Origin of the sequence: Paenibacillus sp. Cedars, assembly GCF_003184205.1 — a bacterium.
Taxonomy (GTDB): domain Bacteria; phylum Bacillota; class Bacilli; order Paenibacillales; family Paenibacillaceae; genus Paenibacillus_AQ; species Paenibacillus_AQ glucanolyticus.
On sequence record NZ_CP020866.1, the window covers coordinates 5,384,548 to 5,397,636 of the forward strand.

General features: G+C 52.6%; 11 protein-coding genes. 8 read left to right on the forward strand and 3 right to left on the reverse strand.

Features of this window, described 5'->3' with window-relative positions; all coding sequences use genetic code 11:
• Window positions 1–519, forward strand: coding sequence for a hypothetical protein (locus B9D94_RS26225; protein WP_036644012.1), 519 nt, complete (start codon window positions 1–3; stop codon window positions 517–519).
• A gap of 245 nt (window positions 520–764) precedes the next feature.
• Here B9D94_RS26225 and B9D94_RS26230 read toward each other — a convergent pair whose 3' ends face one another.
• From B9D94_RS26230 to B9D94_RS26240, 3 genes are all read right to left on the reverse strand, one after another.
• Window positions 765–1,928 carry an extracellular solute-binding protein gene (locus tag B9D94_RS26230; RefSeq protein WP_148248359.1) on the reverse strand — a complete coding sequence of 388 codons (1,164 nt, stop codon included), beginning with the start codon at window positions 1,926–1,928 and terminating at the stop codon, window positions 765–767.
• Between the two features lie 72 nt (window positions 1,929–2,000).
• Window positions 2,001–2,300 (reverse strand): hypothetical protein, encoded by a 300-nt coding sequence (locus B9D94_RS26235; RefSeq protein ID WP_006207836.1) that lies wholly within the window; start codon window positions 2,298–2,300, stop codon window positions 2,001–2,003.
• Between the two features lie 56 nt (window positions 2,301–2,356).
• Complete coding sequence (locus tag B9D94_RS26240) at window positions 2,357–3,223, reverse strand: AraC family transcriptional regulator (RefSeq protein WP_006207835.1); 867 nt, start codon at window positions 3,221–3,223, stop codon at window positions 2,357–2,359.
• 126 nt (window positions 3,224–3,349) lie between these two features.
• On the opposite strand from B9D94_RS26240, the gene B9D94_RS26245 reads away from it, so the two are divergent.
• The 7 genes from B9D94_RS26245 (at window position 3,350) to B9D94_RS26275 (ending at window position 13,086) form a co-directional block, all read left to right on the forward strand.
• A complete protein-coding gene (locus tag B9D94_RS26245) occupies window positions 3,350–4,639 on the forward strand; it encodes a Gfo/Idh/MocA family oxidoreductase (RefSeq protein WP_006207834.1) in 1,290 nt (429 codons plus the stop codon).
• Window positions 4,640–4,751: 112 nt separating this feature from the next.
• Window positions 4,752–6,569, forward strand: a complete 1,818-nt coding sequence (locus B9D94_RS26250) for a cache domain-containing sensor histidine kinase (protein WP_231887986.1) — start codon at window positions 4,752–4,754, stop codon at window positions 6,567–6,569.
• Window positions 6,547–8,145, forward strand: a complete 1,599-nt coding sequence (locus tag B9D94_RS26255; RefSeq protein WP_006207832.1) for a response regulator — start codon at window positions 6,547–6,549, stop codon at window positions 8,143–8,145. The genes B9D94_RS26250 and B9D94_RS26255 overlap by 23 nt, the downstream gene beginning before the upstream one ends.
• A gap of 122 nt (window positions 8,146–8,267) precedes the next feature.
• Window positions 8,268–9,182: a carbohydrate ABC transporter permease gene (locus B9D94_RS26260; RefSeq protein ID WP_006207831.1), complete on the forward strand. Its 915-nt coding sequence runs from the start codon at window positions 8,268–8,270 to the stop codon at window positions 9,180–9,182.
• Window positions 9,183–9,187: 5 nt separating this feature from the next.
• A complete protein-coding gene (locus tag B9D94_RS26265; RefSeq protein ID WP_036644138.1) occupies window positions 9,188–10,027 on the forward strand; it encodes a carbohydrate ABC transporter permease in 840 nt (279 codons plus the stop codon).
• A 71-nt stretch (window positions 10,028–10,098) separates the two neighbouring features.
• The gene (locus tag B9D94_RS26270; protein WP_148248360.1) at window positions 10,099–11,415 is read left to right on the forward strand and encodes an ABC transporter substrate-binding protein; all 1,317 of its coding nucleotides are present in this window, start codon (window positions 10,099–10,101) and stop codon (window positions 11,413–11,415) included.
• A 24-nt stretch (window positions 11,416–11,439) separates the two neighbouring features.
• Window positions 11,440–13,086, forward strand: coding sequence for an MGH1-like glycoside hydrolase domain-containing protein (locus B9D94_RS26275; protein ID WP_006207828.1), 1,647 nt, complete (start codon window positions 11,440–11,442; stop codon window positions 13,084–13,086).
• Window positions 13,087–13,089: the final 3 nt, after the last annotated feature.

Consider the following 13,089-nt stretch of genomic DNA (forward strand, 5'->3'; position numbering starts at 1 on the left):
ATGAAACCAAAATCCAAACATCTCCGCCGGCTCGCATATGCAGGCCTGGGTTTGCTCCTCTCAGCCAGCCTTCTATACCTGCTGTTTCTTCGTCCCATACCCATCAAGGCGGGTGGATTCACATCCCTTACGGGCGAGAATACGATCATCTTCGAAGTCATCAACGAAGGATTTACCAAGGTGGAGCTGCTGGATGTGCGGGTGAACGATGGCCAGAAACCAGCCAAGGCGGAGCTCGGCGTCAGTTACTCCCTTCATCTGGTCGGCGGAGACGACCTTGATGAAGACACCCATATCGAATTCGTGGGTATTCAAGAGATGCCGCTCCAACCTGAACTCACAGCAGATGAGAAGTTAGCCGCACTTGATCAGGGAGCACGCATCCCGCTCAATTATGGTGTCCGTCTTTTTAATGATACGCCTATCACCCAGATTGAAGTGACGTATAAGTATTGGGGGATCACCTTTAAGCGGGAGGTGCCGATGGGGCGGTTTTTCAATAACGGTTCAAGCACCTAAATAAGAACAGGTTTTAGTTTACGGGAGTATCATATTGAGCGTAATATCGCTCTAACTGCTTTTGTTATCACTGTTATATCGCTTCCGTTATATCTTTAACCAAGCTCTTTGATATCGACAAGTATACTATGATCACAGGACTCTCTTATACAACTAAATAAGCAAACCAAAGCCTCTATCCCTGTTGGATAGAGGCTGATGCAATTAAAGACCCCGTCTTGCAGTTCTATGTAGTTAATCATTATCTACGTTACAATCTCCGCCCACCGGGCCAGCGTCTCCTGTACCTCGGCCTCTCCTTTCATCATCGCCTCAATATCCTGATTGATCTGCTGCCTGGACAGGTTCCAGACCTGATTGGAGAGATAGGCATTCTTCTCAATGCGCTCCATGGCATACAGGGCGGGACCCCACCACAGATTATCGGTACGCCCAAGCTCCTTGGCCAGTGTTCTTGTGATCGGCAGGCCCCAATAAGCACGCTTGGCTTCCTCAGAAGAGGGGATCGCCAATGCCTTCAGCAATTCCCATGCCAGCTCAGGCTGCCTGGACATGGCAGGAATACCGTATCCTGTCGAATACATCGTATAGATATCCACGCCGTTTCGTGCATGAGGCAATCCCACAATGCCATACGTCTCACTTAGCTCAGGATCGTGGGCCACCCCTCCAATATGCCAGCTAAAGTCATATATCATCGCACAGCGATTCGAACGAAATACGTTCTCAAACCGGACCCCCGGCAGAGGAGCGACACGGTGCTTCTGATACAAATCAACAATCCATCGATACGTAGAATGCGTAATTTCACTGTCCGTATAGCCCTTACTGACAGATCCGTCCTCCGATAAATGCCGTCCGCCCCTGCGCATAAGGAACGGCTCCAAAAATTCCACATCCGGATAAATATAGAGGCCATACCGGGAGTCCTCCGGATATTCTTCGAGCCGCGTTAAGCGAATCGCAGCATCCAGAAACTGTGCATCCGTCCACCCATTCTCAGGGAACGGCACACCCGCTTCGGCAAACCTTTTTTTGTTATAAAAAATAAGGGGAACCGCGGCATCCACAACCGGCAAGGCTGCCAGCTGGCCCTCCCACATCGGATGTGACAAAGCCCCCTGGTAAAAATCATCGATGACCATCGCGGGATCATTCTTCAGATAAGGCAGCAAATCCCGGACAACGCCTTTACGCATCTGAGTAGAATATGCCCCCTCCCGGATGTGCAGCAGATCCGCTCCATCCTGATGAAACTGCTCCAGCACGCCGTAGCTGTCCTCTGCCCGGACAAGCACCACCTTTACATCTGGCCTGGCGGCTTCAAACGTTTGAATAACCGTCTGCACATATTTCAGATCATGTCCGTGCGATTCCGTGATGACACGAAGCTCGGTTGGCGTTGTCATTTCATAATCCCTCCTGTATGATCGATCACGATCACGATTCCCTGTACTTGCTCAGGCTGTTCCCATACGCAATTAAAATCCGTTCTTCTTCTCAACTAATCGTACATCGCTAGGAGTTACCGCATACGTATAGGTTGTTCGCATCTGCGGACCTTCCCCGTGTTTTGGTTCGCAGTCTTGTCTGATGATGACCGTGAAACCCTGTTCATGTTCCTTAACCTCCACGACATCGTTAATCGTCTCTAAGTCCCCTGTACACTTCGGCACTTGGGCCAAAACCTTGGTAAGTACAGCAGCACGGTCCATATTCCCCTCTAAGGGATACCCTGATATTGAAACGATAATCATGAGCACCATGTATATCATACGCATAACATCAACTCCTCTCTAATGTCATAGACGTAACATTCCTCATAATGTTCTATAGATCAACCTGGATCTCTATACTGCTGCCTGTATGTTCGCGGAGACATTTGTACCGTCCGCTTGAACACCTTCCCAAAATGGGAGAAGTTGCTAAATCCTGCACGCATGGCGATATCCGTAATGGAATCATCGCTTTCGCGCAGCAAGCGCTGCGCCTCCTTAACCCGAAGCAGATTCAGATAATCGCTGAAGGTAAAGCCCGTCGTTTGCTTAAACAGCCGGCTGAGATAGTGCGGGCTGATTCGGAACGCCTCCGCTACCCCGGGCAACGTAAAACCTTTCTGATAGTTATCGTTCAGATAACGGACCACCGCTTGGGTCTTGGGATGAAGAATGGGCTCGGTATCGGCGGAACGCACCGTGCCCAGCTGCTGATTGCGGTATGCGTACAGCAGCAATTCAACCGATCGGTGCCGGAGCAGCAAGCAGCTTCCGGCTTGGGGATGAACCATCTCGTCCACCATTTCGCTGACCATTCGCGCCATGGCTTCGCTTGCCGGTGAAGGAAGTCTCAGAATCGGAATATCCCAACCGAACGGCTCCTTCAGTCCTGCGGCCAATTCAGGCGAAATAGCCAGCTCCGTGAACAGCTCCGGCCTGATATAGAGGACAACCCGATCATGATCCGGCCTGCCGCTGTCCAGCGTCTTGTGAACGGCATTCCGGTCAACGAATACGAGATCCCCGGCTCTGACCCGATAGGAGCGGTCCTTAATGAAGTATATGCGCTCGCCCGACAACAGGTAGTACAGCTCGTAATGATCATGAAGATGGTCAACCGTCATCGAGAAGTACCCGATGCGGCGGTCATATTCGATATCCAGATATCCGGCAGGATCATGGTAATCCGCTCGAAATGGCTTCGTCACATGGCTGTCCCCCTTTCCTTGGATTATAGCAAAATATGCGGCATTTGAAAGCGATTACGCATAAAATGCGGCGAAAGAAGTGTTCCCTTGTTATAGGCTAGAGCTATATTCAAGGAGGCGATAGAGATGAGTGACAAGAAACGCTATGTATTGGTCGGAACCGGCGGCCGCGCCGAGTTCTTTTACGGAGCCCTGGCCCAGAACTTCCGCGACAAATCCGAGCTTGCTGCCTTTTGCGATATAAACCAGACCCGCATGAATTACGCGAATCAGCTGCTGAGAGACAAATATGGATATGCCGAGGTTCCTACCTATCCTGCGGATCAGTTCGATCAGATGATTGAGAACGAGAAGCCGGACTTCGTCATTGTGACCAGCATCGACCGCACCCATCACAAGTACATAATTCGCGCGATGGAGCTTGGCTGCGACGTCGTGACCGAGAAGCCGATGACCGTCGATGAGGAGAAATGCCAAGCGATCCTGGATGCCGCCAAGCGGACCGGACAAAATATACGGGTAACCTTCAACTACCGTTATGCTCCGCACCATACCAAGGTACGGGAGCTGATTATGAATGACGCCATCGGACAGGTGACTTCCGTCCACTTCGAATGGCTGCTGAACACCCGTCACGGGGCGGATTACTTCCGCCGCTGGCACCGGGACAAGCGAAACAGCGGGGGGTTGCTCGTTCATAAATCGACCCATCACTTTGATTTAGTCAATTTCTGGATCGGCTCCCATCCTGAAACCGTTTTCGCATTCGGGGATCTCATGTATTATGGTAGAGAGAACGCGGAAGAACGGGGCGTAACCCAATTTTACAATCGGGCAACCGGCAATCCGATCGCCAAGGAAGACCCTTTTGCGCTCCATCTGGATTCCGATGACCACCTCAAAGCCATGTATTTGGATGCCGAGCCGGAGGATGGCTATCAGCGGGATCAAAGCGTATTCGGGGACGGCATCAACATCGAGGATACGATGGGCGTTCTTGTACGGTACCAGAACAAGGCCATTTTGACCTATTCCCTTGTCGCCTACCAGCCGTGGGAAGGTTACCGCATCGCCATCAACGGCACCAAAGGCCGGATCGAGATGACTATTGTGGAGCAATCCTACGTGAACTCGCTGGGTGACAAGAATCTGGAAGGCGCGTTAATCGGTAAAACGCTGCGGGTGCTCCCGACGTTTGATGCCCCGTACGAGGTTCATGTAGAAGAGCAAGAAGGCGGGCATGGGGGAGGCGACCCGGTTCTCCTGAACGATCTGTTCGGGGAGCCCGTGGAGGATCCATACGCCCGCGCTGCGAACCATATTGATGGAGCAAGATCCATACTAACAGGAATTGCAGCCAACCGCGCCATCGCTACCGGCATGCCTGTACGAATCAGCAACCTGGTTCGTTTCTAAGCAGTACAAGGCTGCTTCAAGCAAATTCTCTTAAGCAAAGGCTGCGTCATTCACGCAGTCTTTTTTTCTATTTCCAAGGGCAGCCTTGAAGTCCATTCGGTAAGGAGGGAAAATGATGTTCTTCTCATTAAAAAGCCGTCTGATCGCCTTTATCGTTGTCCTGTTCGTCCTCTCTTTCGGCACGCTCTCCTTCCTGCTCTTTACAGAATCGCGAACCGTAATCCGCTCCTACATTGAATCCTCGGCCCTGGAGAAGATGGAGGAATACGGCTCGTACGTGGACATGGTCCAAATGCAGATTTACGATGTCGCCTCCCTGGTCTTCAACAGCGACATGGCCAAGAACTGGGATAACGCCATACGCGACCCGAGCCTTCCCGAAGGGGAGAAAATGCTTGCTAATCTCGCGATGAGCCGATTCCTGACCCAGGCCACCAACAGCTATACCAGCATCTCCGACGTTTCCGTCTACCGGCGGAACGGGCTTCGCATCGGCAGCGAGAACCAAGTCGCGAATGACCCCGCCTTTATGCAAGAATCGTGGTACAGAAACTTCTTCACGTCCGGGGACCACTGGCTGGCTGCCCATACGGATCAGCATGAACGCGTAAGGGATCACGGCAATCCGGTTGTCAGCCTGCTGATGCCTCTCGGTACCTTCCATCATGCGACGGCACAGAACGTGATGAAGGTGAACGTCAGCGAATCCTATTTTCTGGAGCCGCTCAGCCGCATCCATTTGGCCAAGAATAGCACGATTTTTCTGCTTAATGAACAGGGAAGCCCTATTCTCTCCCAGCAGGCGCATGAGCTTGGTGCTCGGGCTATAGCGGAAATCGACCGTATTCGAAACGGCCCGATCAAATCAGGAGTTGTCTATCTGACCAACGATGAGGGGCAGCGAGACATTCTGGTACACAAAAAGCTGGGGCGTACCGGCTGGATGCTGGCAGGTCTGGCACCGGAAAAGGAGTTATATTCCTCTCTTCACAAACTTCAGAGCACGATCTTGGTAGTTACGGTTGTCCTGATTCTGGTCTCCCTGTTTGCCGCAGCATGGCTCTCCTATGGCGTCACCAAGCCTTTAACGCGACTGGTTCTGGCCATGAGGCAGGTGCAGCGGGGCGCTTTCGATCAGGCGGATTCCCTTCTGCCTCCCGACAAAAACGTAAAAAGCGAGGTCAGTTACGTCATCTCGACCTTCCGCTACATGGTCAGCCGCCTGCGGCAGCATATCCAGAATGAATTCGAGCTGAAGCTGCTCCGCCAGCAAGCGGAATACAAAGCCCTGCTCATGCAGATTAATCCCCACTTCATGTTCAATACCTTGGAGCTGGTAAGCAGTCTGGCCATGCAGCGCCGGACGGAGGATACCGTCCAGGTCATCGAGGACCTTGGCAAAATGATGCGATTCTCCATGAATACGAGCGACGATCGGGTCCCGCTTGAGGAAGAGCTGGCTTATGTCCGGCACTATATCTCCATTCTGCAAACCCGCTTCGGTCATAAACTCGGCATCTCCATCACGGAGGAGGGCAAGCTGGATTCACTGGTCATGATCAAGTTCATTCTTCAACCGCTGATCGAGAATGCCGTCAAATACAGCTTCCAGCATCAGACCACGGCACAGGTGGATATCCGGATCAGCAGAGTGGATAACCGCCTGCATTTCAGCATTGCGGACAATGGCCCCGGCATGCCGTCCGAGATCATCCGCAAGCTGCAGGACCCCATGGCAGCTTCTCAGCTAGAGCCGATCCTGCGGAGCGAGAGCTGGCACATCGGACTCGGCAACGTGATTGCACGCTGCCGCCTGCATTACGGTGCCTTGTTTGCCGTCCATATCCGGAATGGAGTTCAAGCGGGCACATGCATCGAACTGATTCTACCGGTACAGGAGGAATATCATGTACAACGTATTGATCGCTGACGATGAGATCGAAGTCCGCGAAGGGCTGAAGCTGAAGGTGGATTGGGAGGGCATGGGCTTTGCCATTTCGGGGGAGGCCGCAAACGGCGTAGAAGCCGAAGCGCTCTTGCGAGCAGAACGCTTTGACCTGCTCATAACCGACATGAATATGCCCGTTATGGACGGAGTCCGTCTGCTGGATACTTGCCGAAGCCACAATCCTTCCATCCAGATCATCATCATAACCGGATACGAGGATTTCCAATACGCCAGAGCCGGCGTCCGCAGCCAAGCCATGGATTATTTGCTGAAGCCCGTAACCCGGGAGGATCTGAGAACAGCACTGACCAAAATCAAAGCGGAATTGGATAAGAACCGCAAGGTACGGGACGATTCGGAAATGATGCAGTGGCGTCTCTCCCAGTATTACAAGGAAATGAAGGAACGCTTCCTGCTGGATCTCGTGCGAGGCAACCGGCTTCCGGCTTCCTCGCTGCCGGAACGGATTCGGCTGTTCCACCTGGAATCATGGCAGGATCACAGGGTCTGCTTCGTAGCCGCAGGCATGAGGGAGTCCAGCATACAGCATACTCCCAAAGGGCGCGCGCCAGAGCAGCTTCACCTGCCGTTCGAGATGGTCTGCCATGAAATCGCCCAGTCTTATCCCGGCAGCATCCAGGTATTTCATGACGCAGCCCATCCCGGAATCATGTTCTTCATTACGCTTGACGGCGTTCAGCACGAATTCACACGCAAGCTCGCGGAAGATGCGGCTTCCTATTTAACCATGGATGTGCAGGTCGGGCTGGGACTTCCCGTATCGGGACTTGAACGCTGGAAAGAAGGGTATATTCATTCGCTCTTGGCGTGGAATCTGGCAGAGCGTCAAAAGGAACAGGACCGCACGCCCGTAACAGACCACAGTCCATTACTCCCGGAGGAAACCAATCGAACACTGCACCGCTGTCTGATTCGGGGCGAGCTGGATTCCTTTCGCAGCGTCATCCGGAAGGAGCTTGCCGAGGCATACCAGCTCTCTCCTTCCCGCTTGGTCCGGAGCCTTTTTCAAATTTCGCTGCTGATGGAGTCCGCCGCCGCTGACTTCATGGGGTATTCTCAGGGAAGGGAGCCTCACTGGATTTCGCCGGAATGGGTGCTGTGGATGGAGACTCCCGAGCAGGCAGAGCGTTTGCTGATGCAGTGGGCGCAGGATTTTGTGGATCAGCAGCAGGTCTCTGAGGACGGGGAAGCTACTCTGATCGAGTCAGCCAAACGGTATATCGAGGAGAATTATATGCAGGAATTAACGCTGACCTCGTTAGCTGAACAATACAACTACCACCCTACCTACTTCTCGGAAATGTTCAAGGAAGGTGCAGGCATATCCTTTATTCACTATGTTACGGAAGTCCGTATGAAACACGCCGTACGCCTGTTGAAGGAAACCACCTTAACCGTATGGGATATTGCAGAGCTCGCCGGCTTCTCATCTCCCGGCTATTTCAGCTCCAAGTTCAAAAAAATATTCAACATAAGCCCATCCGAGTTCCGATTATCGCAATCCGAAAAAATCGAACATGATGATCCGAAGAAATGAGATTCCGGCCCCTCCCCTTCCCCGGTATGATGAGTTTACCAGAAGTAACGCCGCCTCAATTGTAAGCGGCTTCACATCTCAGGGTAACCGCCCATTCTCATCCATCTGAAGGGAGGCATAACATGAGAAAGCTGTCCAAGCCCTTATACGGCCAGCAGAATAAGACAGCCTACTTGTTTCTTCTGCCTTGGCTCATCGGCTTCTTCTGTCTGACGCTGGGGCCGATGATTGCATCACTGTACTTATCCATGACGAAATTCAACCTGTTGTCATCGCCGACTTGGACGGGACTCAGCAACTATGTCCAGATCTTTACCGAAGACGATACCTTCCTAAGATCCTTGTGGCTAACGTTCTACTATGTCTTCTTGTCCGTGCCGCTGAGGCTTGCATTCGCGCTGCTGGTGGCGATGGCGCTGAACAAGGGCATTCGCGGACTCGGCATTTACCGAACCGTGTATTACATCCCTTCCCTATTGGGGGGAAGCGTGGCCATTGCCATTGTCTGGCGTCAAATCTTCGATGGCAGCGGACTGGTCAATCAGTTCCTGAGCTGGTTCGGCATCACGGGGCCATCCTGGATTGCCCATCCCGACTATGTAGTCTATACGATCATCACCCTGTCCGTCTGGCAGTTCGGGTCGGCCATGGTCATCTTCCTTGCCGGTCTGAAACAGATTCCTGCCGATTTATACGAAGCCTCGGGCGTAGATGGTGCAGGAAAGCTCCGTCAGTTCTTCGGCATCACACTCCCGATGCTGTCACCGGTCATCTTTTTCAACCTGATCATGAGCATGATCAATTCCTTCCAAGCCTTCACGCCAGCTTATGTTATCGGGGACGGCCGGGGAGGACCGCTCGACGCCACGATGTTCTACACTTTGTATCTGTATCTGAAGGGCTTCTCGTTCTTTGATATGGGATACGCCTCAGCCTTGGCATGGATCATGCTGGTCATCATCGGGGTGTTCACCGCAATTGTCTTTCTCACATCGAAGTTCTGGGTGTTCTACGGGGACAACCAGGAAGGGAGGTAATGGATATGCCACTCAAGAGACAACTGGTTCAAGCCGGCAGGCATGCTGCCATTATCCTCCTCGGACTGGCGATGCTCTATCCGGTGTTATGGCTAATTCTGAGCTCGTTCAAACCAAATCAACTCATCTTTACCGACAGCAGCCTTATCCCGACAGCCTTTACGCTGGATCATTATGTGAACGGCTGGAAAGGGCTGCAGGGCATCTCCTTCGGCAGGTTCTTCAGCAACTCCCTGCTGATCTCGGCACTGAGCGTCATCGGAAATGTCATCTCCTGCTCACTCGCGGCCTACGCGTTCTCCAGGCTGAAATTCAAGTTTAAGAGCCTGTGGTTCAGCATCATGCTGGTGACGATTATGCTACCTTACCATGTGACACTGGTGCCCCAGTACATTCTGTATAACGAGCTGCAGTGGATTAATACGTATTTCCCGCTCATTCTGCCCAAGTGGCTGGCGCAGGACTCCTTCTTCATTCTGCTGATGGTTCAGTTTATCCGGGGAATTCCGCGGGAATTGGACGAGAGTGCCACCATCGACGGCTGCGGACAGCCGCAGATCTTTTTTAGAATCGTAGTGCCGCTGCTTGTTCCCGCGCTCATTACAACAGCCATCTTCACGTTTATCTGGAGCTGGGATGATTTCTTCAGCCAGATGATTTATCTGAGCAAAATTGATCTGTTCACCGTACAGCTGGGAATTCGGTCCCTGTTCGATCCATCGGGACAATCGGATTGGGGGGCGCTGCTCGCCATGTCCACGCTGTCGCTGCTGCCTGTGACCATCATCTTTCTTGTGTTTCAGCGGTATTTTCTCGAGGGCATTGCCACAACGGGCCTGAAGTAGTCACGCGCTGTCTGTTCTGTTCGTGAGCATGAAGCACATTTCAAATTATATTTAAACCGGGGGGATTAACTATGTTAAAACGATTTATGGTGGGTATGCTGGCAGGACTCATGTTGTTCGTAACAGCCTGTTCCGGAACGGATCATACCGGTGCTGGCGGAGATACGGATAACGGAGCCGCGGAGAGCGGCCAGGTTGAACTGCGCATGATGTGGTGGGGCGACCAGAAACGGGCAGATATTACGAACGAAGCGCTTAAGGTGTTTCAGGAGAAACATCCGAATATTAAAATTATGGGTGAATTCTCACCCTCCTCAGGATATTTTGACAAGCTGAATACGCAGCTGGCATCCGGCACGGCACCGGATATCTTCTTCTTAGGCGGGAATGTGGTCGACTATGCCAAAAAGAATGTCCTTCTGGATCTGGATCCGTATGTTGGCAGTGAATTGAATCTGGACGGAATGGATCCCACCATGGTTGAGTATGGCCGTCTCGACGGGAAGCTGCAGCATATTTCAGCCGGTGCGAATGCCCGGGGCATTGTCATCAATCAGGCACTGTTCGAGAAGGCCGGAATCCCTTTGCCGGAGCCGAATTGGAACTGGGAGGATTACGCAGCTGTCAGCAAGGAACTGTCTGACAAGCTGGGTGATGGCATTTTTGGAACGTACAACTTCACCGTCGATGGCATGGACATCTATCTGAAGCAGCGCGGCAAACAGCTGTATAATATGGAAAATGGAACTCTGGGCTTTGCCAAAGAAGACATCCAGGAATGGTTCCAATATTGGGAGGAGACGTCCGCAGCAGGTGCTGTGGTCACACCTGAAATGCAGGTATCCAATCCGCATGACGACACTAGTAAATCACTGCTGATTACAGGCAAGGCCGCCATGAGCCTCCTTCCTTCCAACCAGCTGGCTGCTTTCCAGAGCCTGACGGAGGACCCGCTGATCCTCCATCCGGTACCGCGGGGTCCCAAGGGTACGGGTGTTGTATTCGAATCCAGCCAGGGATTGTCCGGTTATGCGAATACCAAGCATCCCAAGGAAGTCGCTATCCTGATGGATTTCTGGATCAATGATCCACAAGCCGCCAAAATTCTCGGCAGCGACCGGGGCGTTCCGGTAACGGAAGCCAACCGCAATCTACTGCAAGAGGAAGCCGGTCCGGTGGAGGAAATTGTATACCAATACACAAGTCTCGTATCTGAGGCTACAAAATCAGAACCTTTTGACGTGAGTTACAATCCTCCGGGATTTGCTGAATTCTCCAAGCTGGCGCAAACGACAAGCCAGGAAATCGGCTTCGGCCGGAAGAGCGTCGAGCAAGCCGTTGCGGACTTCTACAATGGCACCGTTCGAATCTTTGAATCGAATCAATAAACAAGGCTCTACAAGGAGGCGGACATGACCGAAGTTATGCTGGACCGTCTGCGCGGGATCTCGATACAGGATCAGGTGCAGACGGTTAAACCGGAAGATCAGAATTTGTTGCGAGAATGGCAGGAGTCAGGCGTACGATTTGCCGCATCGGGCGGACGGCTGGAGGCTTCATATTATACGGCGCTGGAGAAGCTGCTTCCCTGCATCGTGCCGATGGCTGGCAGCGAGCCTATTCTGCAGGAAGGCGGGATTTATCTTGGCTGCTGGCTGGAGAGCACCGGCACCATCAATGCGGAGCTGCTCTCGCGCTTGATTCCTTCTGTCTCGAAATCGACCTATCTCGCCTTTGCGGCTCACCAAAGAGAGGACGGTTTGCTGCCTTACAAATTAACGGAGAACGGTCCCTCCTTCCGGCAGATTCAGCTGGTTACACCGCTGGCACGCAGTGTATGGAACCATTACCAGCTCCACGGCAAGGACCGCGACTTTCTGAAGACCATGTACAAAGCCATGGCGCATTATGACGAATGGATTGCAAGCTTCCGCAATACCCGGGAGACCGGCTGCGTAGAGGCCTTCAGCACCTTCGACACCGGACATGATTTATCACCCAGGTTCTGGCATGTTCCGGATACACCCTATATGAATGATGCCGCAGCCTATCACCCGGATTCTCCGGTCCTGCCTTTCCTGGCACCGGATTTGACCGCCAACATCTACTGCCAGCGCATATATTTGGCCCGCATGGCCGAAGAGCTTGGTGGATCCGGAGCTGATTGGAGAGCGAAAGCCGAGTCCAGCCTCGAGAGTCTCTTCCGTTACTGTTACGACGAAGAAGATATGTTCTTCTACGACCGGGACCGGAATGACGAGCTGGTCAGAGTCCAGTCCGATGTGCTGCTGCGCGTGATGGCCTGCGAGGTTGGGGACCGTGAATGGTTCGACAAGCTGCTGCGCCGGTATTTGCTGAATACGAGCAAATTTTTCGCCAAATATCCGTTTACATCTATGGCGATGGACGATCCCAGATTCGATCCGTTCTCCTCCTACAACAGCTGGGGCGGGTCGTCCAACTTCCTGAGCCTGATTCGCGCTCCGCATGCGTTTGAATATCACCACCGCTATGTCGAATTGACGTGGGTACTGCATCCGATCCTGTCTGCGCTGTCCAAGGCAAAGCGCTTTGCACAAGCGTTAAGTCCCTGGACCGGAGAGGAAGGTTTTACCGAGACGTATTCCCCTTCCATCCTGTGTCTGCTTGATTATGTGGAACGGTTGTGCGGGATTATGCCGGTCGGGTCGGACCAATTATGGTTTACCGGTCTTCTCCCCGTCGACATGGATCATGGCGAGGAAGTTGCAGGCAACACGGCCTACAGCCGCACGGTGAATGGGCTGCATTACGAATTGGTAAATACAGCAGATCGTATAACGATATACCGGGAAGGCAGCGTTCATATTGAAGGACCGGCCGGAATTCGGCTGGTTACCGATCGAAGCGGACACCTGGAAGGCGTCATTGGAATGAGTGTGCGCACCATCGAGGGCGAGCTCATCTATCAAGGCAATTCCCTTCCGATCCGGATCAAAGGAAATGAAATGCAGCGATATCGAGGCGGAGGCTTGAAAACAGAGAGGGATATCGGCATTATCTGTCCCTCCTATCGTTAATGA